The sequence below is a fragment of the Henriciella litoralis genome, assembly GCF_002088935.1.
GTDB lineage: Bacteria > Pseudomonadota > Alphaproteobacteria > Caulobacterales > Hyphomonadaceae > Henriciella > Henriciella litoralis.
The window spans coordinates 2,531,574-2,557,184 of the sequence record NZ_NCSS01000006.1 but is presented as its reverse complement, the minus strand read 5'-3'; the positions used below and the strand labels follow the sequence as shown (position 1 = coordinate 2,557,184).

Genomic DNA, 25,611 nt, shown 5'->3' with positions numbered 1-25,611 from the left:
CGCGGTGCTGCGTAGCAACAATGTGCGAAGGGAGAATTAAATATTCAGTTCAAGTAGTAATAAGCCGGTCGCCAGGACCCCGGCTGCAATGATGCGGCGTTTGCCAAATCCTTCTTTCAGAAAGACCGCGCCGAGGATTGCGCCGAAGACGACGGACGTCTCGCGAAGGGCAGTTACGGTCGCTGCCTCCATCATGGAAAAGGCCAAAAGCGCGGCACCATAGGAGATGACAGACGATGCGCCGCCGACCGCGCCAGCGACGAGTTGTGGCCTCAACCGGCGGATCAGCTGGCCGCGCCGGGTCCAGACGGTGACGGCTGTGGTGCCGATCCAGTCCAGCATGAACAGCCAGACGATGAAGGTGAACCGGTTTTCGGCGATGCGAACGCCATAGGCATCTGTCACCGAATAGAGGCCGATCCCCAGTGCCGTCAGCCCAGCCCAGATGAGGGCCGTCTGATTGAGCTTTGTCTGACGGGACGTCTCCCCCTGCGGCAAAGCAAAGACCATGATCGCCGCTGCGGCGAGGAAGAGACCGAACCAGCCAAGCAGACCCGGATACTCATTCAGCGCGAACACGGCGATGACCGCTGTTGCGAGCGGCGCCAGCCCGCGCATGACGGGGAAAACGAGCGAGAGGTCTCCGCGATGCAGGGCGCGGATCATGAAGAACTGATAGACCCAGTGGGCTCCGATCGCATAGGCAATCGGCAGCCAGAGGCCAGCTTCCGGAAAAGGAACGATGAAGGCAAATGGCAGGACACAGAGCGCCGACGTGATCGACAGAACCATTCGTGCGCTCAACACATCCCCGCCGCGCTTTACCGCGAAATTGGCGAGCGCCACCGTCACAGCCGATAGCAGGCAAAGAAGAAACGGGAAAAGACTGTCAGACATCAGGGGGATGCTGGTCGTGCGACCGGCGCGGGATGTCAACAATCTAATAAGAGGCTTGTCGCCGCCGAGCGAACAGTGAAGCACAAGGACCACAGGCGCCGTCTTGGCACTCGTGTCCCGTCGACCTATTAACTAGGTGGGTACCGGGTAGGATAGGCCACGGCCAGTCCCAGAGCCAGTTCCCTGACGGAACTTAAGGTCGGCGGACAGCTGGCTTCCTCGAACGCCGCAGCCCTTGTGCAGTCTCTACAGATAGTGCGTCACCATGCGGTTGAACAGAGCTGCTGCACATTTAACGGCGACGCGGCACGCCACCGAAACATAAACAATAGTTCACATTTTTTCTTTATATTACAATGCATACACCTCTCATGCCCCCGGGTTGAACCGGGCCGGCATGTCTGTTCTGTCTGGTGGGTGCTCAACAGAAAAAGGGAGCCACACCATGGATTTCAAAACGCTTCGCGCGCCGACAATCGCCGCTTTCGCAGCCGCCACAGCCTGCTTTGGAGGCGCCGCAGTGGCGCAACAGGCAAACGAGGCCCCGGCTGCACAGCCCGGCCAGGTGCAGATTGAGCCTGTGACCGATGCCGAGATTTCGCAGTTCGTCGCCGCCAACCAGCAGGTCGGCGAGATCGCGACGGAAGCCAATGCCGAGCTCCAGGCCGCTGAGGACCAGGCCGCAGCGCAGACCCTGCAGGCTGAAGCGCGGCAAGACATGATCGCAGCGATCAAGGATGAAGGCCTGACAGCGGAACGGTTCACGCAGATTGCCCAGCTGGCGCAAATGGATGCCGATTTTGCCGCAAGACTGCGCGCTGAAATGAGCGGCTAATAACTCAGGCCGATAGTCCTGATGGACGGCCAATATGGAAAAGCCCTGCCTTTGTCGGCGGGGCTTTTTTTATCAGGCGCACAAATTCTTCATCGTGCCTTCCGATGCGCGAGATATCACTTGTCATCCTTTGCGACCGATGGAAGTCTAGCGACAAGAACGGCAACGAACCCCAGAAGGCTATATCCAATGAGACATGCCCTGATCGCCTTAGTCCTACTCCCGCTGGCTGCCTGTGGTGGCGGCGATAAGGACGAGGCCCCGACGCCAGATGAACCGCCGGCTGAAACCGGCTCAGCGGTAACTGTCCCTGCAGAACAACAGCCACTGCCCGAGATCGTCTCGCCCCTGGCAGATGCAGACCCTCTGACGCCTGGCGTCTATTGCTATTATCGCAATGACGAGAACGTCACTGAGGGTGTCAGCATCACGGTCGGCGAAGATGGCGGCGTTTCCGGATCGAACTTCGGCATTATTCACCAGCGCGCTGCCGATTATTTTGCAGCGTTTTCGACTGAGCTCAGCAATGGAGACATTGGAGAGAGCGCCGCGGTCAAGTTTGATACAGTGACTGAAGTCGATGGTGACACGCAGACATCCGATGCAATCTGGTATCTTGGAAGTGAGGGCGCTGTGCCAGACGGGCTGGATATCATGCTTATGCCAGCTGATTGCGACGGCCTTGAAGAGCGCGTGCAGACCGAAGGCTCCCCTTAAAGGCTTCTGAAATTTGAAACAAAAAATGCCCCGGCCGACAGGTCGGGGCATTTTCTTGTGGCTGGTAAAAATCTACTGGCTGAGCAGCTGCGTGACGAGCTGTGTGGCCAATTGAACCATCATGATGTCGCCATCGACTTCAGCATAATAATAGCCATTCGGTGGCTGGTTAAGACCATAGCGACCATAGTCGTCTATGACGCGGTAATCGGTATAGGTGCGCCCATTGTAGCGGATCGCATCGCGGCGGCCTTCCTGGTACCCCTCGCGATAGGCCCGGGCTTCATCGCGGCGGTCTTCATAGCGATCATGGTGGCGATCAGGTGAACACCAGCCCTTTTTGGCATGCCCTGGCGGGCAGTGTTTCGGATCCGCATTGGCCGGGGCTGCGGTGACCATAAATGCGGTCGCGGCGGCGGCACACGCGCTATACTTCACAAGATGTCTCATGGCTCTTCGTCCTTTCATCATGCCTTCTGCATGAGGACTAAAACGGAGCATGCGATAAGCCGTTCCCACAACAATCCGTTATGTTGCGTTCAGCTAATGTAAGGCCAGGCCGGTCAGGTCGCAAACAACCGGCCGATATCAGCGAATGCCTTGATCTCTATGGCGTTTCCGGACGGGTCTGAAAAGAACATGGTGGCTTGCTCCCCCGGTTCGCCCTTGAAGCGGATATAGGGCTCAATCAGAAAATCGACGGTTCCAGTCAGCCTGTCTGCAAGCTGCTTCCACGCTTCCATGTCCATGACGAGACCGAAATGGCGTACGGGCACGCCCTTGCCATCGACGGCATTTGTGGCGCTTTCGCCGCAAAGCTCTGGTGCCAGATGCGCCACGATCTGATGACCGTGAAAATTGAAATCCACCCATTCATCCGAGCTGCGCCCTTCAGGACATCCAAGCAGGCCGCCATAGAAGGTGCGCGCGGCCTCAAGGTCATGAACCGGAAAAGCAAGATGAAAGGGTGAAAGAGCCATTTTCGAGATGTGCTGCGGCGATGGGGCAGCCGTCAAGAAGGATCCGTTATCGGCTTGCGCCTAATGCGCATTGTCTGCTGCAGGACGGGCCCGGCCCATCGTCCAGTTCGACGTGGCACGCACCTTTGGGTTGGGCGCACACCAGATTTCACCAGTGGCGGTGATCATGGTCACCCAGATCAGATTATGCTCCTGGCCATAATCTATGACGGCAATGGCAAACCCATCGCCCTTATCGAGCACTGTAAGCGGAATGGGTGGATTAAGCTGGGTAAACATGAGGCGCCTGATGGGCATGAGTGATGATGAGTAAACAACATCATGACGCTTAGCTTGGTTGCCTATGACAGGCCGACAATATGTCCGTCCGCGTCCAGCCCTATCTCTTCTGCGGCGGGCACGCGTGGCAAACCGGGCATCGTCATCGTGTCGCCGCAGATCGCAACAATGAAACCGGCCCCGGCTGACAGGCGCACGTCGCGTATTGGCAATACGAAGCCTTCAGGGGCTCCGCGCAAATTCGGATCTGCAGAAAAACTGTTCTGCGTCTTCGCCATGCAGACTGGCAGTTCGCCATAGCCATCTTTTTCCCACTGCTCCAGCTGACGATGAATGCGTGGATCGGCAGAGACTTCGCCAGCGCGGTAAATTTCGCGGGCGACCGTCTCGATCTTTTCAAACAGCCGCATTCCGTCCGCATAAAGCGGCGCAAACTTTGCCTCGCCTTGCTCGATAACGCCGAGCACCTTGTCGGCCAGTTTTGAGGCGCCCTGCCCGCCATCTGCCCAATGGGTGCAGAGAACCGCTTCGCTGCCCAGCGCCGCGACATAGGCCTCAATCACCGCAATCTCGGCGTCCGTGTCGCCGGCAAAATGATTGATCGCGACGATGGCTGGCACGCCGAATTTGCCGATATTTTCGATGTGGCGACCAAGATTGGCGCACCCAGCCTCAACGGCGGCGACGTCCTCGCGGCCAACATCCGCATAGGCGACGCCGCCATTCATCTTCAGCGCCCGCACTGTGGCGACAATGACCACGGCGTCTGGCGCGAGCCCTGCCTTGCGACATTTGATATTGAGGAATTTCTCAGCGCCAAGGTCCGCGCCGAACCCGGCCTCGGTGACGACATAATCGGCAACTTTCAGCGCCGTCTTCGTCGCGATGACCGAGTTGCAGCCATGCGCGATGTTTGCGAACGGCCCGCCATGCACGAAGGCGGGCGTGTGTTCGAGGGTCTGGACGAGATTTGGTCGAAGCGCCTGCGCCAGAAGCACCGTCATCGCACCATCGGCTTTGATATCGCGGCAGAACACGGGAGACCGATCGCGGCGATAGGCGACGATGATATTGCCAAGGCGGGTCTGCAGGTCTGCCATGTCTTCGGCGAGACAGAGGATGGCCATGATTTCGGAGGCCGCCGTGATATCGAAACCAGCTTCTGCCGGAAATCCGTTCGACGCGCCGCCAAGTGAAGTCACGATCTGACGGAGAGAGCGGTCATTGACGTCGAGGACACGGCGCCAGGTGATCCGGCGCGTATCGATGTTCAGCTCATTTCCCCAATAGACATGGTTATCGACCATCGCCGACAGAAGATTATGAGCGGCCGTGATGGCATGAAAATCACCCGTGAAATGAAGGTTCATCTCCTCCATCGGAATAACCTGCGCATAGCCGCCGCCGGCGGCGCCCCCTTTCATGCCAAAACAGGGGCCTAGTGACGCTTCGCGGATACAGATGGCCGTGCGGGCGCCCGAGGCGGTCAGTGCGTCGCCCAACCCAACCGTGGTGGTGGTTTTGCCCTCGCCGGCTGGGGTCGGATTGATGGCGGTGACGAGAATGAGTTTCCCGTTGGGCCGTCCCGCTTGCGACTTGATGAATTCAGCAGAAATCTTGGCCTTATCATGGCCATAGGGGATCAGATCGCTTGCCTTTATATCGAGCTGACTGGCAACATCCTGAATAGGCTTTTTCGGCGCCGCGCGTGCGATCTCGATATCGCTCTTGTGATCCATATTATTTGCATCCGTGGTGACCGCGAGCGCCTTCGACTGCAAAGCTCGTCGCTGCGCCTAATCGCATGTAATTCTCTTTTTAATGAACGGATAAGGAGGGACGCACAAGTGGGCTCAGCGTGGAGGCCCATCCGCGGCGACTGGATCGCTAGCGGGTCATTTGGTGGAAAAGGTCGCGTATGCCGTCGATGAGCCGTTCACCGAGGCCGTCACCAACCTCTTCAGGGTCTGCGAACTCGTTTTCAGCGACGATGCTCTCATCATCATCGAGCTGGTCTGGCGAGAAGGGACGTAGGGACCTGCCCTCGCCGCGCAAACGATCGATGGCGCCAATCAGTCGGCCATGAGTTTCGTATGCGTCCTTCAGATCGTCAGGTTCGCACGCCAGATGCTCGCAGATTAGCTGGACCCGCAAGTCCTTGATCGTCGTGCGGACATGATCGGGCTCTCGACATTGGTTCGCCTCGACCGCGATGTCGCACTCGGTGTCGAAGCCCATGGACCGGTTGTTGAGATTGGAAGAGCCGACGCGCAACAGCTCATCATCCATGATCAGCACTTTGGCGTGCACATAAATCGCGGAGCCTTGATCTGTGACCGGATAGAAGGCTGCGAAGTGCCCATGCGGATCATGATCCCAGAGATGTCTCAACCGCCGCGCACGCGCGCCATCCATGGCCTTTTTTCGGAGCCAGCCTTCGGCATGCTGAGGCAGAACAATGACAATGTCCGGCCCCTCCTCTTCCTGAAGGCGCGCCTCGATCGCGTCGCACAAGGCTTCAGAGGCGAGGTACTGGCTCTCAATGTAGAGATGGTCTTTTGCCACTGCGATGGCGCTGAGATAGAGCGCCTCAATCTCCCGCACCTCTTCATAATCCTTGAAAGCAGGATAGGTGCGCGAAATGGCCATCGGCACGTTCTCAAGAGTCTCATCAAGGGCGGGCCAAACGGGCGCGGCATCTTTCGGAGGCGGCGTTAGCTCATGACCGGAGGCGCGTTGCCAACGGTCTCGCGCCACATCACCAAGCGCCTTTGCTGCCGGACCTGACACCGCCGTGGTGGCATCATGCCAGGGCTGCCCGCCGTCATCATTACCCGGAAGTCCGCGGCAGGGCTGCTTGTCGAGATGTTCGCACGTGTCCCAGCGGCCATCGGTCATGTCGATACCGCCGCAGAAGGCAAGCTGGTCATCAATTACGATGATTTTGGAATGATGAGCGGCCCCCGCGGGGTGTTCGCTATCAAGACGGAAGTGAAAATTCTTTGAGAACCTCAATGGCCGAAGGGCCACCGGCCACATGCCCCGCATCACGGACTGAATCGCCCCCGTATCCCATTTGAGCATGTAGAGATCGAGCTCTTCGCGCGAACGGGTGAGCCAGGAAAGAAATTCGCCAAGCTGGTTCGGACCGTCGAGCGTTTTCTCAGCTGGCTCAAATTCTATCCGCGTATCGAAGTCCCAGCCGATCAGCATGATCGTGTGCGAGGCTTTCAGCATCGCTTCCTTCACGGCTCTGAAATAGGACTCACCATCGATGATGACGCGCAGACGATTTGCCGTCTCGATGCGCCAGCAGGTCTCTCCAACGACAAGTATGTGATCATCCGCTGAGGAGGCGTTTGCGCCTGTGTTTGTCTGGTTCATGTCCATGCTCCCCCAAGCAATGTTTGAGCACGCCAGAGGTTGCGAGTGCAAACGGGCGTTTTCTGGACGGCGCGCATCTGCCATAAGGCCGCCCTGACAGGAGCAAGGATCAGATGGACGAAGCGGACTGGAACTTTACAGAGCAGCAGGCAGAGACCGTCTTCACCTGCGAGCAGCTACGCGACACGCAAGGTGTGAAGCCGCACAGCGAAATCGTGCTCGATCTTTTTTTCGTGCCCATCGAAGGCGAAGAGGCCCGCCGGGAGGCTTTTGAGAAAGCCCTGTCGAGCTTCGGCTATGAGCTGGGTGAAGCGGAAAAAGACGAAGAAGTCGCCGCCTCGATCGGCCCGATCCCGTTTACGCCGCAAGACATCTGGCTGCACGAGGAACGCACCACCAAAATGGCGCTCGCGCGCGGCTTCAGACCCGATGGCTGGGGCTTTGCTGAACCGGACAACTGACATCTCGATGGGGCGCTAGTTGCTAGGCACCCAATTATGACAGACCATGCTCCCACAGGATCATGCTGAGCCGAGGACAAAGAATGGCTGATAAAGGCAAATCGGATATCGATGCCGCCCGGCGCGTGTTGCAGGTCGAGGCGGACGCCCTCAGAGAACTGTCTGCCACGCTGGACGAAAGCTTCTCGACCGCCGTCGATACGATGCTGGCCTGCAAGGGCTATGTGATCGTGGCCGGGGTCGGCAAGTCCGGTCACATTGGCCAGAAGATTGCCGCAAGCCTTGCCTCAACCGGCACGGCTTCGTTCTTCCTCCATCCGACGGAAGCCAGCCATGGCGATCTTGGCATGGTGCGTGGCGACTCTGTCGTGCTGGCCATCTCCTATTCCGGCGAGAGCCGCGAGCTCATCGATCTTCTGCGCTACTGCCGCGGCAATTCCATCCCTGTCATCGCGATGACGCGGGCGCCGGGCTCACTGCTTGGCCGGCACGCAGATACGGTTCTGACGTTGCCGCAGTTCGAGGAAGCCTGCCCGAACGGGCTCGCCCCGACCACATCAACGACGATGACCCTGGCGCTTGGTGATGCTCTGACCGTCGCCTTGATGGCCCGGCGCAATTTCACGCCTGAAGATTTCGGCGCGCGCCACCCGGGCGGAAAGCTGGGCAAAGCCCTGCATACGGTGGGTGACTATCTGATGGTGCGGAACACGCAGGTGCCCAAGATACGTGACACCGCAAACCTGCAGGATGTTATTCAGGCGATCGCGGAAGGCCGGCAGGGGTGCGTTGCGGTTGTCGATGAAGAAGGATCATACCGCGGAATCATCACTGACGGCGATTTGCGCCGGTCGATGCAGGCTGGCGGCGATACAAGCTCTGCAGCGACCATGATGACGGAAGGCGGGCGGACCTTTGCCCGTGATGACCGGATTGCATTGGTCATCGACGTGATGACCAAACTCCGCATCGGCAACGGTTTTGTACTGGAACAGGGAAAGCCGGTTGGCGTGATCCACACCAAGGATCTGCTGGAAGAAGGCTATATCTAGGTGCGCTCAGGGCCGCACATTCCAGTCGATTAATGTGGCATTGCCAGCCTCATCCAGCTCCAGCGTGCCATAGGCACCGGTTTTGAGCTTCAGATCGGGGCGTTCGGCCACGTCTCCGCCCGCCGCCAGCAACGCAAAACGGGCCACACCATTGCTTGTAACCACGAGGACTGGCCCCTCTGGCGCATCAGCGGCAAGGGCAGAAAAGAACTCGCGCCAGTTTTGCCGGGATTGTTGAGGATCAACCTGCCAACCCGGCGGCGGCGTGGCGTTTTCTTCCCAGGCGCGCAGGGCATCCTCGCCAATTCGTGCGATCACGTTTTCTTCCGGCTGGTTCTCATCCGGGCCGTAATCGATCTCCCGCAGGAACTCCGCGACGATCATCTTCCCGCCGGCCTGCTGGCCCCGCTGGACCGCCTCAGCTGTTTCAAGCGTGCGTTTCAGCGGGCCCGCGACAATCGCCGCGAACTCAACACCTTTGGCGGCAAAATGTGCGCTCATGGCCTCGGCCTGCGCTTTGCCTGAAGCAGACAGCGACAAATCCGTTCGCGCGCCGACACGCGTGACCGTGTCGCCTGCATCGAATGTATTTCCGTGGCGCAGGATGTAGACGCGCGTCATGATGAGGTGCCTTCCAAAGGGTCACCGAATTTCGCCAGCAGCTCTTCGGCGAGCCGCGCATCCTCCGGCGTATCGACGCCCCACATGGCATTATCGGCCGGCTCCACGGCGACCGCCTGGACCGTCATGCCATTTTCCAGAAAGCGCAGCTGTTCCAGTCCTTCCAGCGCCTCATAATATCCGACCGGCAAGGCGGCGAACCGCTCCAGCGCGGGCATCCGGTAGCCGTAGAGCCCGATATGGCGCCAGACTGGGGATAGCTCGCCCGCCTCGCGAAGTTGCGCCTCCTTGCGGATGGCGGGCAGAACCTGTTTGGAGAACCAGACGGCGCGGCCATCGGCAAGTCGTACGCAACTGGTCCCGCTAAACGGTTCGCGGGTTTTCTGGTCACGCACGGTGTCGAGGGCGGCCCAGTCCAGCCTGACAACTGGCGTGACGACATCCGCTGACGAGGTCTCAGCCTCCTCAATCAGGGCTTCCAGATAGCTGGCGGGCGTGAACGGCGCATCGCCTTGTAGATTGAGTACGAAATCCGGCGCCGTTTCCTGCAGGCGGGCGGCGGCAAGCGCTCTGTCCGTGCCCGAAGCGAGGTCTGGCGACGTCATGACAACGGGCATGCCGAGATCCTCGGCGTGCGTGCGGATATCATCATGATCGGTGGCGACGACAAAGCTTACATCATCGCGGCGGTTCGAAAGCTCAGATGCAATCGCACTCACCCGTGCGAGGAGCGAATGGCCGGAAATCATGTGCAATGGCTTCGCCGGAAAACGGGTTGAGCCGTGTCGCGCGGGAATAACGATGAGCGTTTTCATGAAGCAGCTGCCTGTCGCGGTTATCGAGGGTGTGCGTTTCAAAGCCGATCAGGTCAAGCCATCAAGCAGCCCGCGCAGGTCCAAGTGCTGTGATCTGTATTGACAATCTGCCGCGCCGGACCGAATGCCGAAGATATGGAAGGTTTCGAAGTCGATATTGCTCACAGCATTGAACTGGCCGTCGCGCCAGTCTTCCTGATTGCCGGTGTCGGCGCCCTGCTCACCGTCCTGACCAATCGTCTCGCGCGGATCGTCGACCGGTCGCGGTCGCTAGAGGTCGAGCTTGCCGTGGAAGGGGCCATGGAGGCGCATCCGCGCTGGCGGGCTGAACTGTTCCTGCTGGACCGGCGTATCTCCTGGATCAACCGGGCCATTGTGCTCTCGACGGCGGCGCTGCTCTTCGTCTGCCTTGTCATCGTGAGCATATTTACCGGCCAGCTTCTGGCGATCGATCTATCAATCCTGGTGTCCATTCTGTTCATCTGTGCGATGGGCGCCTTGATCGCCGCAACGGGCAGTTTTCTTTGGGAGATCCATGTCGCCGCCGCGATGCTACGGGTGCGGACCGACCTTCTGGAAAAAGTCAGGCGCAAGCGGCAGGCCAAACGGCGTTTCTGGAAACGGTATTTCTAACGGCGACAAAGTCGCGCCCCTAGACGGAAAATATGACCAGACGGTCTGTAAGCCGGGTTCTGTCCAGCGCCTTGCAGCGCCTGTGCAGCCATTCCTCTGGGAGCTCTCTCACAAGAGCCCTCACGCGACACACCCGGGGCACGGGCTGGAAACGGCCCATATGCGCCCCCTATTCGGTCTTGCTCCAGGCGGGGTTTACCATGCCAGGACTGTTACCAGCCCCGCGGTGGGCTCTTACCCCACCCTTTCACCCTTACCAATCGGTCCTTCGACGTATCTCAGGATGAGGATTGGCGGTCTACTCTCTGTGGCACTTTCCCTCGGCTCGCGCCGGGCGGACGTTATCCGCCGCCTTGTCTCCATGGAGCCCGGACTTTCCTCCAATAGCAGGTTACCCCACTATCAGCGGCTGCCCGACCGTCTGGTCAAGCAGCGACGTAAGGCCTAACCCGCCAAAAAGCCAGCCCTTGCAGTGTTGGCGCGCCAGGCAGCTCACATGGATCTTCAGCGCGCGCTCTATCTACTCGACAAAACGACGCCCACTGGAACCTTCCGCTTCCTGCAGTGTTGCCAACAGCATGATACGCAAAACCTTGATCCCAGCCCTTTTCCTCACTGGCGCAGCCCTCACGGCCTGCTCACCCGACGCATCGCAGCCGGCAGAGCCGTCTTCGACTGACGCGGACAATGAAGCTGTTGTGCCTGATGACGCGACATTGCCAGAAGGTGAAAAACAGCCTGGCGAACTATCTGAAACGGTCATGGGCAACAAACCTGAAATCAGACTTCAGGCCCTTCGCGCCGAAGACACGCAAGATTTGCAAGGTGAACTCGGGTGCAGCTTTTCCGCAGATGGTGAACTGCTGCTCGTCGCCATGGCAAACGTCGGCGATGACAGCCGCGCCGATGCCGTGATCAACATTAATGACGATGCAGAAGGCCTGGTTGGCGAGCAAAAGGGCGGCTTCAGCGCCCTGGAGACCAATGGCGGCACTTTCGCGGGAACCGGATATGTCGTGACGATCGAAACCGGCAGCGAAATGCTGGATGGCCCGAACACCGAAGAGGTGTCCAAGGCCGCAACGCTGACGACGAACCGGGCAGATGGCGCCAGCCGCACCTATGATGGCGAGTGGACCTGCGGGCCATAACGCCTCGATCTATTCGATACGGTCAATGAGCGGCATGACACGCTCGCGTAATAGAGTTACGAGTTCGTCCTGCATGAATTTGTAATTGTCGGGCACGTCAATCACCCGGATCCGCTTATGGGCAACCGCCTGCCGGAAGTCCGCCTTCAGCCGGTTCGCGTGCTTGGCTTCCATGCAGATGATCAGCTCAGCCCATCTGATATCGTCCATGTCGACTTGATGGTCTGCGTCCCGCGCCGTGCCGCCAGACCGCGCATCAATGCCTTCAATCTGGTTGAAAACGGCCTCGCCCGTTGGGCTGCGCAGCCGGTTGCGGGAGCACACAAACAGAATACGAAGCGGCTCGGTTTCAGCCATTAGCTGTTTCCATTCACGATGCGGCCAGATCTTTCCGAGCTGGCGGGCGCGCTGTAGCTTGTTGCGACGCAGATAGATCTTTTTCCAGTTTTTCTCGATGCCAAAGCGTCGATTTGTCTGGGCCTTATGGTCGATGCGACGATCCAGCTTGCGCGACAGCGCCCGCCGCTCGCCGCGCGAGTTCGGGTGAGACATAATGATCCTCAATGATTGCCTGACGGGTCAGCAGCCGCGGCAATATGAGAACGACGCGCTTCTATCCCGACCAAACTGCGCTTTGCAAGCGTACAATCGTCATGTTGATTGGCGCGAACGCCTTTAGCCGTCTGGCCAGACGGGGCAAGTTGCGCCAATCTTCATCTCATGATTTGCCGCAATACAAGGAATCGAGCGGATGCAAGCCTGGCTTAAAAAGCTGCCTGTACCCGCAGTCGTCCTGGACTGGCTGATCCTGCCGCTCTGGTGCGCGATCGTTCGCATGTCCAAGCCGGAAGTGCGGATCGTCACGGGCGGCATCAGCTTCTATGCGCTCTTCTCGATCTTCCCGATCATCTATCTGACGCTGACCCTGCTCTTCTCATTGCTACCGCATGAAATCTCACAGAGCCTCTCCAACACGGTCGATCAGGTGCTGACCTCTGCCGTGGCCCCCTTGCAGCAGGCCGACCTGACAACGATCCGCGATGCGACGCCGCAGGGCCTGACAATCCGCGCCTTACTGGCGATCATCCTCGTCTTCTATACGGCCAGCTCCGGCGCCAAAGGTGCGATTACCGGCATCCGCATGGTGGCGGGCAGCGACAAGCGATCAAACATTATCCGGTTTCAGGGGATATCCCTCCTGATGACCACGCTACTCATCCTGCTGGTCTGGATACTGGGGGCCATCCAGCTGGTTCTTTCGGTCACAACTGAGCGAGAGGGCTTTGTCGCCTTTGAACTGGCGCGAACGATATCAGAAATCGCGTCGAGGCTCTGGATCGGCAAATTCCTCGCCTGTTTCGCAATCTTCTACCTGATCATCTCCCTGTCCCTCTACGGACGGCTAAGCTCTGGCCGGTCCATGGTTGCGGGCGCAGCCGCCGGCGCGTTCAGCTGGAGTGTCGCGACCTGGGCCTACCATCTTTATCTCAAGGTTTCGGTGCTCGACACGATCTATGGGGCCCTCGCCTCGTTGATCCTTGGTTTCATCTGGCTGATGGTGTCGGTGTCGTCCCTTCTGCTTGGGGCCGCCCTGTCAGTGGAGTGGTCCGCGCGTTTTGCTCAGCTGGACGCTGATCGAGCTGAAACGCCGTCAAAGACCGGCCAGGACGCTGGCGATCAGCCGACGGAATAGAGGTAAGCGACAGCAGCGGCGATGTTTACGGTGTCTGGGTCTGGTGCCCCGGTGACGCCTGAGGGTCGCCAGCGCCGCTGAAAGGCGCAGATAGCGGCATGCCCATCCTCCACATCGTATCCAATTGCCATCAACGACGCCGCTAGCGGCGCACTGGATGGCTCCACGACCGATGGCCAAAAGCCGATCGCGTGTTCGGAGAGACGCTTCCATGGGAAATGCTCGCCCGGATCCTTTTTGCGCGCAGGTGCAATGTCAGAGTGCCCGACGATCCGGGTTTGCGGAATGCTCCACCGCTCAATGATCGCTTTGGACAAAGCGATAACCGCGTCGATCTGCGCGTCTGGATAAGCGGGCAACGCCCCGTCATCATCTGGCCAGTCGTGTCCGCCATTGACGATCTCGATGCCGATTGAGCGGGAGTTAAGGTCCTCATCGCCCTGCCAGCGCGAAACGCCCGCATGCCAGGCCCGCTTGTCCTCGGCGACGAGCTGAACCACTTCGCCGCACTCGCGGATCATGTAATGGGCCGAGACCGAAGCCTCTTCATCGCACATCCGCTCAAGGGCCGCGTCACCCGTCTCCATGCCCGTATAATGCAGAACGAGCATATCGAGGGGCGCCTTGCGCTCGTTGAAATTGGGGCTGGGGCGTTGGATGATCTTCATTTTGGCGCTCATACCTGTTCGGTGAAGGCTGCCTCAGGCAAGGTTTTATTCCGCCGCACGGCAATCACAAAGACGCCGCCGAGCGATATCGCGGCGCCCACAATAAGCCGCAACGTCAGTGGCTCACCCAGCAGCGAGACGGCAAGCACAACACCCCATATTGGCGTCATCAAAGTTAGCGGCGAGAGCAGCGAGATGTCGTATTTCTTGATCAGCGTATAAAACGCGCCGTGCCCGAAAACGCTGACGCCGAGGACTGCGAAGGCCGTCGCGGCCCAGACCATCCATCCGCCACCGACGAAGCTGCCGATCTGGTTCTGTTCCACAAAGAAGGAGAACACCATCAGCGGCGCAAAGCTGAACATGCCGACCCAGGCCTGAAGCTGAAGGGCACTGATCGGGGCCATACGCTTCATCAATATGCCGCCGATCGAGCCAATGAAGGCGGATACAATGACATAGATCAGGCCGAAGCTGACGGAGAAGCTTTCCGGGTCGAACGCAATAAGCGTGACGCCGGCAAAGGCCAGCATAATGCCAAGACCACGCCGCCAGCCGACCGTTTCGCCAAGAAACGCCATGCTCATCAATGTCGAGAAAGGCACGCCGAGCTGGCCCGTCACCGAGACGGCGCTCGCCTCTGCATTCGCGAGACCGGTAAAAAGCAGCGCAAAATGGATCGCGCCCATACACATCGAAATGAGGAACAGGGCGCGCATGTTCTTTGGCGCCGGAAACAGAAACGGGACGAGCACCAGAGCGATGCCGAGAAACCGGATGCTGGCGAAGAATACCGGCGGGACGGCTGCGTCCGCAACGACCCATCGCGTCACGACAAGGTTGAGGCCCCAGACGAAACAGACGGCAAAGAGAAGAAGAAAGTCACGAAAGCCCATCTTTCCGCCTCTAGCAGTATCCGGCCATGGCGGTCACGCAGATTTCAGCGCTTTCGCAAGGGCAAGCGCGCGATCAGCTTGGCCGCGAGCGCTCATACGGGCTGTCGAGCGAGAATGTCGGGATACGGGCGTTAAGCGCTTCGCCACCGTCCTTCACGAAGGTGTACATGCCGCTCATCATGCCCGAAGGCGAGGACAGAGGCGCGCCGGAGGAATAGCGGAAGCTCTCGCCAGGCGCGAGGCAAGGCGTCTGGCCGACAACGCCGTCGCCATCGACAATCTGCCGGCGACCGAGGCTATCGACAATGTCCCAATGGCGCGTCGTCAGCGTCCAGGTGTGATCGGAATTGTTCTCGATCTCGACCGTGTAGGACCAGATATAGCGGCTACGCACTGGGCTCGACTCCTCTTGCATGAAGCGGGGCCGCACCCGGATACGAACACCGTCCGTTACCGCTTCATATTCAGGTATCGACTGATTATCGGTCATGCCATTAGACCTAATTCAGCTTGCACAGGCATCGAGCGCGGCCATCAGGTCCGCCTCGAGGTCGCTGGCATCTTCAAGGCCGACCGACAATCTGATCCAGCTCTCATCGAGGCCCATCGAGGCTCGCTCTTCCTCATTGAGGGCGCGATGCGTGGTTGAGGCCGGGTGGCAGGCAAGCGACTTGGTGTCTCCGAGATTATTGGAGATGTCGACCAGGTTGAGCGCATTCAGCACCCTGAAGGCTTCGGCCCGCGCGCCCTTGATCGAAAAGGCAATCAGCGTGCCGCCCTCATCCATCTGCTTGGCGTGCACCGCATGGTGCGGATGGTCTGTCCGCCCCGGATAGCGCACGGCTTTCACGTTCGCATGGCCAGCAATCGCGTCAGCAAGACGCGCCGCCGTCCGGCAGGCAGCGCGTACGCGAAGGTCAAGCGTCTCGATCCCTTTCAGAACGACCCAAGCATTGAAGGGCGATGGCGCAGGCCCTGTATGACGCAGCCATGGATCGATGAACTCTTCAATCCAGTCGCTCTGGCCAAGAATGGCGCCGGCCAGCACGCGGCCCTGCCCGTCCATATGTTTGGTGGCGGAATAGACGGCGACGTCCGCACCAAGCTCCAGAGGCTTCTGGAGAACAGGGGTCGCGAACACATTATCCACGATCAGTTTGGCACCCGCCTTATGTGCGAGCTCAGCCACGGCTGCGATATCGACGGCCTCTAGCAGCGGATTGGAAGGAGACTCGATCAGCACCAGCTTGGCCGGGCGCGACAGGGCCTTCTTCCAGGCGTCCATGTCAGACCCCTGGACAAATTCTGTCTCAACGCCGTAGCGCGGCAGGATGGTCTGGCAGATCACCCGGCAGGAGCCAAAAAGCGCGCTGGCGGCAACCACACGGTCGCCGGTGCCCACTGGGGCAATCATCGCAGACGAGATCGCGCCCATGCCGGACGCCGTCACCCGGCAGGTTTCAGCGCCTTCGAGCAGGGCAAGCCGGTCCTCAAGCATACGCACCGTCGGATTGGCGTAGCGGGAATAGACAAAGCCTTCTTCTTCCCCGGACATGCGGCGGGCGGCCTGCTCGGCGCTGTCATAGGCATAACCGGATGTCAGAAAGATCGCTTCGGAGGTTTCTCCGAACTGAGAGCGCATGGTGCCGCCGCGCACGAGTTTCGTCGCGGGCTTCCAGTCTTCCCCATCGCGCTTTGCCATGGCCTTAGTCCTTCCAATCAAGAGCGGTCCGTCTTAAGCCTCTTGTCGGAAAGGGATCAAGGGATGGCTGTCGCAAGTATGGGCGTTTTGTCCGATCTGGAACTGAAAGATTTGTTCGGGGAAGGCCGCATTGCATCCAGCAACGCGCTGGACGCTGACCAGATTCAACCTGCCAGCCTTGATCTGAGGCTCGGAGAGACCGCCTACCGTGTCCGCGCAAGCTTTCTGACCGGGGCCCATCGCAGCGTCGAGGCGGTTCTTCGTGAGCCCGGCATGGAGCTGCACCGGATGGACCTTTCCCAAGGCGGGGCCGTGCTGGAGACCGGATGTGTCTATCTCGTGCCCCTTATGGAGACGGTCGATCTTCCTGAGGATGTATCGGGCCGCGCGAATCCAAAAAGCTCAACCGGGCGGATCGACGTGTTCACACGTCTGGTCACCGATTACGGCAAGGCGTTTGACGATATTCCGGCAGGCTATCGTGGCCCACTCTGGCTGGAGATCAGCCCGCGGACATTTTCGATCCTCGTGCGTCCGGGCGATCGACTGGCCCAGCTTCGGCTGCGGCGCGGAAAACCGCAGAATACCAGCGAAATCATCGTGTCGATCGACATGGACATGCCGGATGGGCAACCGGTCGGCTGGCGCGCCAAGCACCATGCCGGCCTTATCGACCTGAAGAAAATCGCTGGCCATGAGGTCGCCGATTTCTGGGAGCCTTTGTTTCCGCATAAAGGGCGGCTGGTCCTGAACCCGGAGGATTTTTACATCCTCGCCTCGCGTGAAGCCGTGGAAGTACCGCTTCAGCAAGCTGCCGAGATGGCGCCTATTGCCCCTGAACTCGGCGAATTTCGCGCCCATTATGCGGGCTTCTTTGACCCCGGCTTCGGCACGAATGCAGGCGGCTCGCGCGCCGTTCTGGAAGTGCGCTCACGTGATGTGCCGTTTATTCTCGAGCACGGCCAACCTGTCGCCAAACTCATCTATGAAGATATGAGCGCGCCGCCTTCGGCGCCTTATGGCGGCAAGACGAGCAATTATCAGGGCCAGGGTCTGAAACTATCAAAGCATTTTGCCTGAGTGAATTTATGCTGGACAAGCGGGCAGACCGACGCTCTTGTTCGATGCATCATTTATTGGGGACACACCATGAAAACAGTTTTCGCCATCTGCGCTGTCGCAGCCCTTACGCTTGCCGGCTGCGGTGAAAAATCTACTGACGAAACAGGCGCGACCACACCCGCCAAAACGGCCAAAGCATCGCTGGATGATCGCTGCGCAATTCTTGCGAGCGACCCGGAAGCGCAGGAAAACTTTGATGAAATGGGTACTGATGCCGATGGCTTCTGTGACTGCATGGTCAAATATGTTCGTGCTCAAAGTGAGACCGACCAGCAAGCCATCAACGTTGCGCTTGTGCGGGTCACTGACGGCATGCAGGAAATGAATACCGGCGCCGAAGAGGTTGTCTCCCAGCTGATGCGTGAGATCATGTTGGAGTCCGCGGTGAATGGCGAAATGACAGAGCTTGGTACCGGCATTCAGAAGATCGGCATGGCCATCGATGAAATCGGCGAAGGTTTCGAAGAGACAGGCAGTTGCCCCATCAGCTGATCGCCCGCCATCAATTCAATTGACTTACCCCGCGTGAGGCGGGCTTTCCTGACCTGAAGTTTCCGCATCAAGACGGATATCAGGAGGACAGCCCGCATGACCCATGATCTCGTTATCCGAAACGGTTTTGTCGTTGATGGCAGCGGCGCGCCGGGCCGTGACGCCGACATCGCAATCGATGATGGGCGGATAACGGCTGTCGGCTCCATCTCTGGCAAGGGACGGGAAGAGATCGATGCAAAGGGCGAGCTTGTCACGCCCGGCTTTGTCGATGTGCACACCCATTATGACGGTCAGGTGACCTGGGGCGACCAGCTGACGCCCTCGTCAATTCATGGGGTGACGACGGCTGTCATGGGCAATTGCGGCGTCGGCTTTGCCCCGTGCAAGCCGGAAGACCATGACCGCCTCATCCGCCTGATGGAAGGGGTTGAGGATATCCCGTTTCCGGTCCTCACCGAGGGCCTGCCCTGGAACTGGGAGAGTTTTCCCGATTACCTCGATAGCCTGTCGAACAAATCCTTCGACATCGATTTTGCCGCCCAGCTGCCGCATGCGGCGCTTCGCGTTTACGTGATGGGTGAGCGCGGTGCCAATCGCGAGGATGCGAGCGAGGCCGATATTGCCGAAATGGCGCGTCTTGCGAAAAACGCCGTAAATGCTGGCGCCCTTGGCTTCTCCACATCGCGAACGCTTAATCACCGCACATCAGATGGCCAACCAACGCCGACGCTGACCGCATCTGAAGCGGAGCTGACCGGAATTGCGATGGCGCTGAAAGAGGCCGGCAAAGGCGTCCTGCAATTTGTGTCGGACTTTGATGACCCGAAGAAGGAAGCGGCCATGCTTCGCCGGATCGTTGAAGCGTCCGGCCGCCCGCTGTCTGTCTCTCTGGCACAATCTGATCTTGCCCCCGAAGGCTGGCGCGTGCTGCTCGGCTCGATTGAGCAAGCCGTAGAGGACGGCCTGCCCATGCGTGCACAAGTGTGCGGGCGTCCGGTTGGCGTACTGCTTGGCCTCGACCTCACCATGAACCCGTTTTCGGCGCATCCGTCCTATCGCACGATCAAGGACAAGCCGCTGGCCGAGCAGGTCGACGCCCTGCGTGACGCCGACTTCCGTGCGCAGCTGCTCTCTGAGGAGCCGCAGACCGACAATCCTTTTGCCAAAGTGATGCTGCGCAGCTTCGGCAAGATGTTCACGCTGGATGCCGTGCCGGACTATGAGCCAGACGCGACCCGCACCGTGGAAGCGATTGCCAGCGCGCGCGGCGTGTCAGCCGAAGAGGTCGCACTCGATACCCTGCTGGAAGATGACGGCCGCGGCATGCTTTATCTGCCCTTCCTGAATTACGCGCAGGGATCGCTTGATCCGTCCTATGAAATGCTGACCAGTTCGGCGACGATACCCGGCCTGTCGGATGGCGGCGCACATGTCGGGATGATCTGCGATGGCTCATTCCCGACCTCAATGCTGACCCACTGGACGCGGGACCGTAGCCGCGGAGACCGTCTTCCGCTGGAGTTCATCGTCAAGCGCCAGACATCTGATACGGCCCACTGGATGGGGCTCGCAGATCGCGGCCTGCTTCAGCCGGGCTATCGCGCGGACCTCAATATCATCGACTATGATGGCCTGACGCTGCACCGGCCCGAAATCATCCGTGACCTGCCCGCCGGGGGGCGGCGGCTGATGCAACGCGCCACGGGGTATACGGCAACGATTGTGGCTGGTCAGGTGATCTACCGCGATGGCGGCCCGACCGGCGCACGTCCTGGCAGGCTGGTGCGCGGCGCGCAGTCCCTCGCGAGCACTGTGGGGGTCGCGGCGGAATAGACGGGCTACGTAGAGGCCGAACCAGTCGGTTCGACGGCCTGTTCCTCAATCCGATCAAAGCGATCGGCCTTGGCAAGCTCCGGGAAGAGACGCGTCCAGAGCAGCGCTGTCGCAATCGCCGCGCATCCGCCAAACACGACCGCACCAACCGGCCCTAAGAGCCGCGCGGCGACCCCGCTCTCAAACTCACCAAGCTCATTAGAGGCCGAAATGAAGATGAAGGAGACAGAAGACACTCTCCCTTTCATCTTGTCCGGCGTTGCGAGCTGAATGAGCGACGCGCGCACATAGACAGAGATTTCGTCCGCGGCACCGGTCACCGCGAGCGCAGCGAAGGACAGCCAGAACATCTGCGACAGGCCAAACACCAGCGTCGCGGCGCCATAGATGCCGACGGCCCACATCATCCAGGCACCGACGCGCCTGGCAAGCGGACGGGTTGCCAGAACGAAGGCGACAGAGACGGCCCCAACAGCGACCGCTGCCTGCAGCAGGCCCAGACCCACCGATCCAACAAACAGGATGTCGCGCGCGAAGACCGGCAGAAGCGCCTTGGCCCCGCCAAAGAAAACGACGACGAGATCCAGCGAAATGGCGCCGAGCACAATCTTGTTGCGCCGGATATAACCAAGACCTTCAAACACCATTGACCAGCCGCGAGCATTGGCGAGCTTTTCGTGCTTGGGCGTGTTTGCCGTCGCGATCGCCGCGATGGAAAAGATCGAGAGGACAATGGCCGTGATGTAGACCGCTTCTGCGCCGCCTGCTGCGTAGAGAAGGCCGCCAATGGCGGGGCCGGTTATCGTCGCGGTCTGGAAGCCGAGCGAGTTCCAGGCGATCGCGTTCGGCAATTCATCGCGCGGCACAAGCTGGGGAAAGAGTGAGTTTGCGGCCGCTGGCGTGAAGGCGTTCACGCAGCCGAGCGTGCCAGCGACGCTGAAAATGATCGGCAAGGCATAGCTTGCCGGCAGGAAAACTGACGCCAGAAGCGCGAACGAGACCAGCACCCGGACGGTGTTGGACGCGATCAGGATCATTTTCCGGTTAAGCCGGTCAGCCGCCTGCCCGCCGACAAGCGACAGAAGCAGCACTGGCACGAATTGCGTCAGCCCAATCAGGCCCAGCAGCAGGGCCGATTCCTCGATGCCCCAACCAAGCCCGCCATCCGCGACCGGATCTCTTGCCACATTGTAGACCTGCCAACCGATCGCCACCGCTTCCATCTGGCGGGCCGCAGCGATTGAGACCCGCATCAGCCAGAAATGCAGGTAAGCGCGGTGCCGGAACACATGAAGGTTGGGAGCAAGAAGCATATGCGCGCTGTCCTATCGCGCCTTCGAATTCCCGCAATGAATTTTGTTTGTAAAGCACGCTTGACATGACAAGGATACTTGTCATAGTGTCAAGGAAACTAGACAACCCCAAACTGGAAAACAGGAGATCAAAAAGAATGGCCCAAACATTTGGATTCAACGCGGCCCGCAAACGCTACAAACGGGTATTCTGGCCAGCCATGGCCAGCTATTGCCTGATCGTCGCCGGCGGAGTCTGGTATGTGGATAAAGGCGTCACACCGCCATGGATTGCGTCACTGGTCGCGATTGCGACAGCGCTTCCCGTCTGTGTCGCGCTATGGGCAATCGTTCGCTGGATGCTGGAGACAGATGAGTATACCCGGATGCGCCATCTGAAGGCTTTTGCCTACGGTGCCGCTTTGGTCATATCAGCCATATTCGTCGTCGGTTTCCTTCAGATTTTTGAAGTCATCGGCAATGTTGAAGTGTTCTGGTTCGGCCCGGCCTTCTTCATCGCCTACGGCCTGTTCAACTGCGTCCCTATGCTTTTTGGCAAGACGGTTTGATGGGACGGATCATGGAAAACATCATACGTGCCCTTCGCGCCGAACATGGCTGGAGCCAGGCCGCCCTCGCCGATCAGCTCGACGTTTCGAGACAGTCCGTCAACGCCATTGAGACCGGCAAGTACGACCCGTCCCTTCCGCTCGCTTTTGCCATTGCAAGGCTTTTCGGAAAATCGATTGAAGAGGTCTTTCAGGACCCGGCCACGCCTGAAGTAAAGGCAGCTGAATAGGCTCAGGCCGAGCAGCTGCCGCCACCGAGCACGCAGAAACTTGCACACCAGGCATGATTGAGCTGAACGGGCTCGGCGGTTGCGCTTTCCAGCGTATCGCCGAGCTCAAACTCTTTGTCATAGGCAAGCAGCGTACACGCCGTGACGGTGGCCTTGCCTGCGCCCTTGCGGCGAACAACCATGCGCTGCGTCGCGCACATCATGTCGGCCGGGTCGACATCGAGAATGCCCCAGCAAGCGGTGGTGATCTCAGGGGGGCTGTCGCCCTCGATCATTTCTGGAAAGAGGACCAGTTGCTTCGGGTCTGACGGATCCAGTTTCAGGCCAAGCGAGCTCGCAAGGGCGCCATAGCCGGCCCGGGCCTGCTGCTCATCTTCCGACAGTGCCTGACGGCCCGCAATTGCGACACGGAAGCCGTTCGCCCCCAGCCATTTCAGGCCCTCGCAGGCGATGTCATAGCTTCCCGCGCCACGCTCAGCGTCATGAAGATCGCGCGCATGATGGTCCATCGAGACGCGGAGCGACATTTGCGGTCCGTACTCTTGCTGAAGCCTCACAAGGCCAGCTTGCACTTTTGGGCGCATCATCGGGCGCATGGCATTGGTCAGCAGTAGCAGCGTGTGCCCGCGCGAGAGGATATCCGACATGATGTCCAGAATGTCGGGACACATGAAGGGCTCACCGCCCGTGATACCAATCTCTTTGGGCCCGTGACCCAGCGCATCGATCTCATCGAGATAAGGCGTGACGTCGGCAGACGTCAGATAGACCAGATCATCATTCGTCGGGGAGCTTTTGATGTAGCAGTTCACGCACTCGATATTGCAAAGCGTGCCGGTGTTCAGCCAAAGCGTTTTCAGGCCGCGCCAATCCACGCTGGCACGCGTTTCCCCTTTCGCCGTCACGAATGGGTCCTGGAACTTCTGATCTATCAGCGTGGTATGAGCCATGGCCCCAGAAACTAGCCGTGTCGGTTCGCATGACAAGCAGCCCGGCGCATGCGCTCTCGCAGATGTGATTTCACTTGACGACGGCCCAGCATCCGCGTCCATAGCGTCGGCCGTGCGGGTGTAGCTCAATGGTAGAGCAGCAGCTTCCCAAGCTGACGACGAGGGTTCGATTCCCTTCACCCGCTCCAGCGCCCGCAGGCATCTTCGATCAATTTCGCGGGCCGTCTTGGCAAAAAAATAACCCAAATCTGAGACCTTGCCACCTTCCGATGCGTGTCGAGTGACAGGAGTGGGCCGCCATGGCGATCAAGGCAGACGATCTGTGCTTTCGCGATCTGACTGAAGACGATCGGCAGACTTGGGGTGAACTTCAGGCGAGCGACCCCGACCTTGCCAGCCCCTATTTTTCTTTTGGGTATGTCGCAGCGGCCGATGTGGCACGCCCCGGCGTACGTGTGCTTCGCTTTTCTGAGGCCGGAGCGCCCATTGCCTATTGGCCATTTCGGCCCGGCCCGCTGGGCACAGCGCGTCCCGTCGGCGGCCCGATGGATGATCTACACGGCATCGTTGCTGCGCCTGACACGGTGCTGGACCTGACCGGAGCGGATGTCACACGCGCGGTGGGCGGCTATTCCTTCTCAGCCGTGCCCTCCAGCCAGCGCCGCCACGGCATTATTGGACAGGTCGGCTCTGGTAATCAGGTCATGGACCTTTCTAGCGGATATCAGGCCTGGCTGGATGAGCGCGCCGGAGACAGCTCCAATTTTCGGCGCGAGCAGCGCAAGGTCGAGAAACTGCTGGACGCGCCTGACACAATCGTCACGCACGATATTGACGATCCGGCCATCATGAAGCGCCTCTTCGAGCAGAAATCAGAAGCCTATCGTCAGTCTGGCCACTTTGACCTCTTTGCAATTGACTGGCCTGCGAAGCTTCTCACCGAGTTGCTCGAGCGTCGCGATGAGACGGCTCGAGGCATTCTTTCAACGCTGAGCATTGGCGGCAAAGTCGCCGCGATCAGCTACTGCATGCGGTCACGAGACGTGATGCACTACTGGTTTCCAGCGTACGAAGAGGCCTTTGCTAAACAGAAACCCGGCCTCGCCCTTTTGTTCAGCCTCGCGATGTGGGGCGCGGATAATGGCATTCGCGAACTGCATCTTGGCCTCGGCGAAACGCGTTATAAGCGCCAGATGGCAACATGGATGGCACCGGTACGTTGCGGCACGCTCGCCCTGTCGCCAGCCCAGAAGCTCGCCACGCGCTGCACGGAGCTCAGCTTCAAGGTCGAAGGCACCCATAAGCTACTCGACGTTCCGGCCAAGTATGCCCGCAAATATGAGCGGGCCGTTTTGACCGGAACCTGGCGAGCTTAGGCGACTTTGCGCTGAATCTCGCTCAATCGCCTCATTGGCGCGTCGACCTTGCGGTGAGCAATGTGCTCGGGCCGAGGTCGCTTGCCAGCGAAGGGGCGTTCCAGGCGGTTAGACCACGCATTGAAGACGAAGAAGGCGTTCATGCGCTCAAATGGCGTGATATTGCCGTTCGAGGCGTGCAGCGTATTGCAATCGAACACGACAACAGACCCGGCCTTGGGCGCCGGAGCGACGATACCGCCCTCGTCGACAAGTGTCTCAATACTCTGCGCATCCGGAATGCCGGTTAGCTGTCGCTTCAGCGAGGATTTGTAATTGTTGTCCGGCGTTTCACCGATACACGAAATGAAAGTCTTGTGGCTGCCGGGGACAAACATGACCGGCCCGGCCTGTGGGTGGTTATCTGTCAGCATGACGGACATCGACAGCGCACTCATATTCGGCATCCCGTCTTCGGCGTGCCAGGTCTCAAAATCAGAGTGCCAGTAGAATTCCTTGCCTTTGAAAGCCGGTTTGTAGTTCAGCCGTGACTGGTGGATGTAGACATCGTCTCCGAGGATGTAGCGGGCCACATCGGACAGGCGCGGATCGCGGGCGACCATGTCAAAATCAGCGGTCTGACGGTGGATTGAAAAGACTGACCGAACCGCGCCGCTATCGCGTTCACTGATAACCGTGCTGTCGGCAAGGCTCGACGGATAGTCCCGCATCTCATTGGCGGTGCCCTTCATGCGGGCGACTTCAGCCGGGGAGAAAACGTCTTCGAGCACAACAAAGCCGTTCTGCTCAAATTCATTGATCAGGGACGGGCAAATCGGCGGGCGTCTGCGCCCATCCGCATGCACGACCTCGTCACGTCTGGCGATGCGCTCAACATCATTTGTCCTGCGGGTCTGATAGATATCCTCTCGCGTGTCTTGCGTCCTCATTCTGTCGTCCTCATTACATATCACCGACGTG

At 59.4% G+C, this 25,611-nt stretch carries 29 protein-coding genes, 1 tRNA gene and 2 other RNA genes; 14 read left to right on the top strand and 18 right to left on the bottom strand.

Annotated features, from left to right (window positions below; translation table 11 throughout):
- Positions 1 to 36: 36 nt before the first annotated feature.
- Together B8783_RS16130 and ssrS are read right to left on the bottom strand one after the other, a co-directional pair.
- Entirely contained in the window at positions 37 to 897 is an 861-nt protein-coding gene (locus B8783_RS16130; protein ID WP_084422152.1) for a DMT family transporter, read from the bottom strand.
- Between the two features lie 82 nt (positions 898 to 979).
- Positions 980 to 1,135: non-coding RNA, 6S RNA (ssrS, locus tag B8783_RS16125), on the bottom strand.
- Between the two features lie 207 nt (positions 1,136 to 1,342).
- On the opposite strand from ssrS, the gene B8783_RS16120 reads away from it, so the two are divergent.
- On the top strand, positions 1,343 to 1,732 hold the full coding sequence (locus B8783_RS16120) for a DUF4168 domain-containing protein (RefSeq protein ID WP_169711826.1): 390 nt from the start codon (positions 1,343 to 1,345) through the stop codon (positions 1,730 to 1,732).
- A 189-nt stretch (positions 1,733 to 1,921) separates the two neighbouring features.
- Positions 1,922 to 2,449 (top strand): hypothetical protein, encoded by a 528-nt coding sequence (locus tag B8783_RS16115; protein ID WP_084421090.1) that lies wholly within the window; start codon positions 1,922 to 1,924, stop codon positions 2,447 to 2,449.
- A gap of 72 nt (positions 2,450 to 2,521) precedes the next feature.
- Here the strand turns inward: B8783_RS16115 and B8783_RS16110 are convergent, their stop codons facing one another.
- The 5 genes from B8783_RS16110 to B8783_RS16090 form a co-directional block, all read right to left on the bottom strand.
- Positions 2,522 to 2,899 carry an RcnB family protein gene (locus B8783_RS16110; protein ID WP_169711825.1) on the bottom strand — a complete coding sequence of 126 codons (378 nt, stop codon included), beginning with the start codon at positions 2,897 to 2,899 and terminating at the stop codon, positions 2,522 to 2,524.
- 113 nt (positions 2,900 to 3,012) lie between these two features.
- Complete coding sequence (locus B8783_RS16105; RefSeq protein WP_139792398.1) at positions 3,013 to 3,429, bottom strand: VOC family protein; 417 nt, start codon at positions 3,427 to 3,429, stop codon at positions 3,013 to 3,015.
- A gap of 60 nt (positions 3,430 to 3,489) precedes the next feature.
- On the bottom strand, positions 3,490 to 3,708 hold the full coding sequence (locus tag B8783_RS16100; protein ID WP_199288162.1) for a hypothetical protein: 219 nt from the start codon (positions 3,706 to 3,708) through the stop codon (positions 3,490 to 3,492).
- 62 nt (positions 3,709 to 3,770) lie between these two features.
- Positions 3,771 to 5,447 carry a formate--tetrahydrofolate ligase gene (locus B8783_RS16095; protein ID WP_084422150.1) on the bottom strand — a complete coding sequence of 559 codons (1,677 nt, stop codon included), beginning with the start codon at positions 5,445 to 5,447 and terminating at the stop codon, positions 3,771 to 3,773.
- A 148-nt stretch (positions 5,448 to 5,595) separates the two neighbouring features.
- Entirely contained in the window at positions 5,596 to 7,092 is a 1,497-nt protein-coding gene (locus tag B8783_RS16090; RefSeq protein WP_084422149.1) for a phospholipase D-like domain-containing protein, read from the bottom strand.
- A gap of 113 nt (positions 7,093 to 7,205) precedes the next feature.
- Here B8783_RS16090 and B8783_RS16085 point away from each other — a divergent pair, with 113 nt between their 5' ends.
- Together B8783_RS16085 and B8783_RS16080 are read left to right on the top strand one after the other, a co-directional pair.
- Positions 7,206 to 7,553: a hypothetical protein gene (locus tag B8783_RS16085; protein WP_084421087.1), complete on the top strand. Its 348-nt coding sequence runs from the start codon at positions 7,206 to 7,208 to the stop codon at positions 7,551 to 7,553.
- 83 nt (positions 7,554 to 7,636) lie between these two features.
- Complete coding sequence (locus tag B8783_RS16080; protein WP_084421086.1) at positions 7,637 to 8,605, top strand: KpsF/GutQ family sugar-phosphate isomerase; 969 nt, start codon at positions 7,637 to 7,639, stop codon at positions 8,603 to 8,605.
- Positions 8,606 to 8,611: 6 nt separating this feature from the next.
- On the opposite strand, the gene B8783_RS16075 is transcribed toward B8783_RS16080, so the two are convergent.
- The gene (locus tag B8783_RS16075) at positions 8,612 to 9,226 is read right to left on the bottom strand and encodes a histidine phosphatase family protein (protein ID WP_084421085.1); all 615 of its coding nucleotides are present in this window, start codon (positions 9,224 to 9,226) and stop codon (positions 8,612 to 8,614) included.
- Complete coding sequence (locus B8783_RS16070) at positions 9,223 to 10,041, bottom strand: 3-deoxy-manno-octulosonate cytidylyltransferase (RefSeq protein ID WP_084421084.1); 819 nt, start codon at positions 10,039 to 10,041, stop codon at positions 9,223 to 9,225. The genes B8783_RS16075 and B8783_RS16070 overlap by 4 nt, the downstream gene beginning before the upstream one ends.
- Before the next feature lie 99 nt (positions 10,042 to 10,140).
- Between B8783_RS16070 and B8783_RS16065 the strand changes: the two genes are divergently transcribed.
- The gene (locus B8783_RS16065) at positions 10,141 to 10,674 is read left to right on the top strand and encodes a DUF2721 domain-containing protein (RefSeq protein WP_233355829.1); all 534 of its coding nucleotides are present in this window, start codon (positions 10,141 to 10,143) and stop codon (positions 10,672 to 10,674) included.
- 32 nt (positions 10,675 to 10,706) lie between these two features.
- On the opposite strand, the gene rnpB is transcribed toward B8783_RS16065, so the two are convergent.
- Positions 10,707 to 11,099: RNase P RNA component class A (rnpB, locus tag B8783_RS16060), an RNA gene on the bottom strand.
- A gap of 153 nt (positions 11,100 to 11,252) precedes the next feature.
- On the opposite strand from rnpB, the gene B8783_RS16055 reads away from it, so the two are divergent.
- The gene (locus tag B8783_RS16055; RefSeq protein ID WP_084421083.1) at positions 11,253 to 11,825 is read left to right on the top strand and encodes a hypothetical protein; all 573 of its coding nucleotides are present in this window, start codon (positions 11,253 to 11,255) and stop codon (positions 11,823 to 11,825) included.
- A 9-nt stretch (positions 11,826 to 11,834) separates the two neighbouring features.
- Here the strand turns inward: B8783_RS16055 and B8783_RS18660 are convergent, their stop codons facing one another.
- A complete protein-coding gene (locus tag B8783_RS18660) occupies positions 11,835 to 12,377 on the bottom strand; it encodes a low molecular weight protein tyrosine phosphatase family protein (protein WP_233355828.1) in 543 nt (180 codons plus the stop codon).
- 199 nt (positions 12,378 to 12,576) lie between these two features.
- On the opposite strand from B8783_RS18660, the gene B8783_RS16045 reads away from it, so the two are divergent.
- Positions 12,577 to 13,518, top strand: coding sequence for a YihY/virulence factor BrkB family protein (locus tag B8783_RS16045; protein WP_084421082.1), 942 nt, complete (start codon positions 12,577 to 12,579; stop codon positions 13,516 to 13,518).
- Here B8783_RS16045 and B8783_RS16040 read toward each other — a convergent pair.
- The 4 genes from B8783_RS16040 to metZ all read right to left on the bottom strand — a co-directional run bounded on the left by B8783_RS16040 (position 13,503) and on the right by metZ (position 16,784).
- The gene (locus B8783_RS16040) at positions 13,503 to 14,186 is read right to left on the bottom strand and encodes an N-acetylmuramoyl-L-alanine amidase (protein ID WP_084422146.1); all 684 of its coding nucleotides are present in this window, start codon (positions 14,184 to 14,186) and stop codon (positions 13,503 to 13,505) included. The two genes, B8783_RS16045 and B8783_RS16040, sit on opposite strands and share 16 nt — an antisense overlap.
- Before the next feature lie 8 nt (positions 14,187 to 14,194).
- A complete protein-coding gene (locus B8783_RS16035) occupies positions 14,195 to 15,082 on the bottom strand; it encodes a DMT family transporter (protein WP_084421081.1) in 888 nt (295 codons plus the stop codon).
- A 73-nt stretch (positions 15,083 to 15,155) separates the two neighbouring features.
- On the bottom strand, positions 15,156 to 15,572 hold the full coding sequence (apaG, locus tag B8783_RS16030) for a Co2+/Mg2+ efflux protein ApaG (protein ID WP_084421080.1): 417 nt from the start codon (positions 15,570 to 15,572) through the stop codon (positions 15,156 to 15,158).
- A gap of 15 nt (positions 15,573 to 15,587) precedes the next feature.
- The gene (gene metZ, locus B8783_RS16025; RefSeq protein WP_084421079.1) at positions 15,588 to 16,784 is read right to left on the bottom strand and encodes an O-succinylhomoserine sulfhydrylase; all 1,197 of its coding nucleotides are present in this window, start codon (positions 16,782 to 16,784) and stop codon (positions 15,588 to 15,590) included.
- A 63-nt stretch (positions 16,785 to 16,847) separates the two neighbouring features.
- On the opposite strand from metZ, the gene B8783_RS16020 reads away from it, so the two are divergent.
- The 3 genes from B8783_RS16020 to B8783_RS16010 all read left to right on the top strand — a co-directional run bounded on the left by B8783_RS16020 (position 16,848) and on the right by B8783_RS16010 (position 20,234).
- Positions 16,848 to 17,864, top strand: a complete 1,017-nt coding sequence (locus B8783_RS16020) for a 2'-deoxycytidine 5'-triphosphate deaminase (RefSeq protein WP_084421078.1) — start codon at positions 16,848 to 16,850, stop codon at positions 17,862 to 17,864.
- 69 nt (positions 17,865 to 17,933) lie between these two features.
- Positions 17,934 to 18,398: a hypothetical protein gene (locus B8783_RS16015; RefSeq protein WP_084421077.1), complete on the top strand. Its 465-nt coding sequence runs from the start codon at positions 17,934 to 17,936 to the stop codon at positions 18,396 to 18,398.
- A gap of 96 nt (positions 18,399 to 18,494) precedes the next feature.
- Positions 18,495 to 20,234, top strand: a complete 1,740-nt coding sequence (locus B8783_RS16010; protein WP_084421076.1) for an N-acyl-D-amino-acid deacylase family protein — start codon at positions 18,495 to 18,497, stop codon at positions 20,232 to 20,234.
- 5 nt (positions 20,235 to 20,239) lie between these two features.
- On the opposite strand, the gene B8783_RS16005 is transcribed toward B8783_RS16010, so the two are convergent.
- Positions 20,240 to 21,547 (bottom strand): MFS transporter, encoded by a 1,308-nt coding sequence (locus B8783_RS16005; protein WP_084421075.1) that lies wholly within the window; start codon positions 21,545 to 21,547, stop codon positions 20,240 to 20,242.
- A gap of 137 nt (positions 21,548 to 21,684) precedes the next feature.
- Here B8783_RS16005 and B8783_RS16000 point away from each other — a divergent pair, with 137 nt between their 5' ends.
- A complete protein-coding gene (locus B8783_RS16000; RefSeq protein WP_084421074.1) occupies positions 21,685 to 22,095 on the top strand; it encodes a hypothetical protein in 411 nt (136 codons plus the stop codon).
- Between the two features lie 11 nt (positions 22,096 to 22,106).
- A complete protein-coding gene (locus B8783_RS15995; RefSeq protein ID WP_084422145.1) occupies positions 22,107 to 22,325 on the top strand; it encodes a helix-turn-helix transcriptional regulator in 219 nt (72 codons plus the stop codon).
- Positions 22,326 to 22,327: 2 nt separating this feature from the next.
- On the opposite strand, the gene B8783_RS15990 is transcribed toward B8783_RS15995, so the two are convergent.
- Entirely contained in the window at positions 22,328 to 23,275 is a 948-nt protein-coding gene (locus B8783_RS15990) for a radical SAM protein (RefSeq protein ID WP_084421073.1), read from the bottom strand.
- Positions 23,276 to 23,389: 114 nt separating this feature from the next.
- Between B8783_RS15990 and B8783_RS15985 the strand changes: the two genes are divergently transcribed.
- Positions 23,390 to 23,463: transfer RNA gene (locus B8783_RS15985), tRNA-Gly, on the top strand.
- A 111-nt stretch (positions 23,464 to 23,574) separates the two neighbouring features.
- Positions 23,575 to 24,651, top strand: a complete 1,077-nt coding sequence (locus B8783_RS15980; protein WP_084421072.1) for a GNAT family N-acetyltransferase — start codon at positions 23,575 to 23,577, stop codon at positions 24,649 to 24,651.
- On the opposite strand, the gene thpD is transcribed toward B8783_RS15980, so the two are convergent.
- Positions 24,648 to 25,580: an ectoine hydroxylase gene (gene thpD, locus B8783_RS15975; protein WP_084421071.1), complete on the bottom strand. Its 933-nt coding sequence runs from the start codon at positions 25,578 to 25,580 to the stop codon at positions 24,648 to 24,650. The two genes, B8783_RS15980 and thpD, sit on opposite strands and share 4 nt — an antisense overlap.
- Positions 25,581 to 25,611: the final 31 nt, after the last annotated feature.

What these genes read in the sequence shown, in the direction of transcription:
- B8783_RS16130 (WP_084422152.1), bottom strand. Translation starts at nt 897, where the DNA reads ATGTCTGACAGTCTTTTCCCGTTTCTTCTTTGCCTGCTATCGGCTGTG.
- B8783_RS16120 (WP_169711826.1), top strand. Translation starts at nt 1,343, where the DNA reads ATGGATTTCAAAACGCTTCGCGCGCCGACAATCGCCGCTTTCGCAGCC.
- B8783_RS16115 (WP_084421090.1), top strand. Translation starts at nt 1,922, where the DNA reads ATGAGACATGCCCTGATCGCCTTAGTCCTACTCCCGCTGGCTGCCTGT.
- B8783_RS16110 (WP_169711825.1), bottom strand. Translation starts at nt 2,899, where the DNA reads ATGAGACATCTTGTGAAGTATAGCGCGTGTGCCGCCGCCGCGACCGCA.
- B8783_RS16105 (WP_139792398.1), bottom strand. Translation starts at nt 3,429, where the DNA reads ATGGCTCTTTCACCCTTTCATCTTGCTTTTCCGGTTCATGACCTTGAG.
- B8783_RS16100 (WP_199288162.1), bottom strand. Translation starts at nt 3,708, where the DNA reads ATGTTTACCCAGCTTAATCCACCCATTCCGCTTACAGTGCTCGATAAG.
- B8783_RS16095 (WP_084422150.1), bottom strand. Translation starts at nt 5,447, where the DNA reads ATGGATCACAAGAGCGATATCGAGATCGCACGCGCGGCGCCGAAAAAG.
- B8783_RS16090 (WP_084422149.1), bottom strand. Translation starts at nt 7,092, where the DNA reads ATGAACCAGACAAACACAGGCGCAAACGCCTCCTCAGCGGATGATCAC.
- B8783_RS16085 (WP_084421087.1), top strand. Translation starts at nt 7,206, where the DNA reads ATGGACGAAGCGGACTGGAACTTTACAGAGCAGCAGGCAGAGACCGTC.
- B8783_RS16080 (WP_084421086.1), top strand. Translation starts at nt 7,637, where the DNA reads ATGGCTGATAAAGGCAAATCGGATATCGATGCCGCCCGGCGCGTGTTG.
- B8783_RS16075 (WP_084421085.1), bottom strand. Translation starts at nt 9,226, where the DNA reads ATGACGCGCGTCTACATCCTGCGCCACGGAAATACATTCGATGCAGGC.
- B8783_RS16070 (WP_084421084.1), bottom strand. Translation starts at nt 10,041, where the DNA reads ATGAAAACGCTCATCGTTATTCCCGCGCGACACGGCTCAACCCGTTTT.
- B8783_RS16055 (WP_084421083.1), top strand. Translation starts at nt 11,253, where the DNA reads ATGATACGCAAAACCTTGATCCCAGCCCTTTTCCTCACTGGCGCAGCC.
- B8783_RS18660 (WP_233355828.1), bottom strand. Translation starts at nt 12,377, where the DNA reads ATGTCTCACCCGAACTCGCGCGGCGAGCGGCGGGCGCTGTCGCGCAAG.
- B8783_RS16045 (WP_084421082.1), top strand. Translation starts at nt 12,577, where the DNA reads ATGCAAGCCTGGCTTAAAAAGCTGCCTGTACCCGCAGTCGTCCTGGAC.
- B8783_RS16040 (WP_084422146.1), bottom strand. Translation starts at nt 14,186, where the DNA reads ATGAAGATCATCCAACGCCCCAGCCCCAATTTCAACGAGCGCAAGGCG.
- B8783_RS16035 (WP_084421081.1), bottom strand. Translation starts at nt 15,082, where the DNA reads ATGGGCTTTCGTGACTTTCTTCTTCTCTTTGCCGTCTGTTTCGTCTGG.
- apaG (WP_084421080.1), bottom strand. Translation starts at nt 15,572, where the DNA reads ATGACCGATAATCAGTCGATACCTGAATATGAAGCGGTAACGGACGGT.
- metZ (WP_084421079.1), bottom strand. Translation starts at nt 16,784, where the DNA reads ATGGCAAAGCGCGATGGGGAAGACTGGAAGCCCGCGACGAAACTCGTG.
- B8783_RS16020 (WP_084421078.1), top strand. Translation starts at nt 16,848, where the DNA reads ATGGCTGTCGCAAGTATGGGCGTTTTGTCCGATCTGGAACTGAAAGAT.
- B8783_RS16015 (WP_084421077.1), top strand. Translation starts at nt 17,934, where the DNA reads ATGAAAACAGTTTTCGCCATCTGCGCTGTCGCAGCCCTTACGCTTGCC.
- B8783_RS16010 (WP_084421076.1), top strand. Translation starts at nt 18,495, where the DNA reads ATGACCCATGATCTCGTTATCCGAAACGGTTTTGTCGTTGATGGCAGC.
- B8783_RS16005 (WP_084421075.1), bottom strand. Translation starts at nt 21,547, where the DNA reads ATGCTTCTTGCTCCCAACCTTCATGTGTTCCGGCACCGCGCTTACCTG.
- B8783_RS16000 (WP_084421074.1), top strand. Translation starts at nt 21,685, where the DNA reads ATGGCCCAAACATTTGGATTCAACGCGGCCCGCAAACGCTACAAACGG.
- B8783_RS15995 (WP_084422145.1), top strand. Translation starts at nt 22,107, where the DNA reads ATGGAAAACATCATACGTGCCCTTCGCGCCGAACATGGCTGGAGCCAG.
- B8783_RS15990 (WP_084421073.1), bottom strand. Translation starts at nt 23,275, where the DNA reads ATGGCTCATACCACGCTGATAGATCAGAAGTTCCAGGACCCATTCGTG.
- B8783_RS15980 (WP_084421072.1), top strand. Translation starts at nt 23,575, where the DNA reads ATGGCGATCAAGGCAGACGATCTGTGCTTTCGCGATCTGACTGAAGAC.
- thpD (WP_084421071.1), bottom strand. Translation starts at nt 25,580, where the DNA reads ATGAGGACGCAAGACACGCGAGAGGATATCTATCAGACCCGCAGGACA.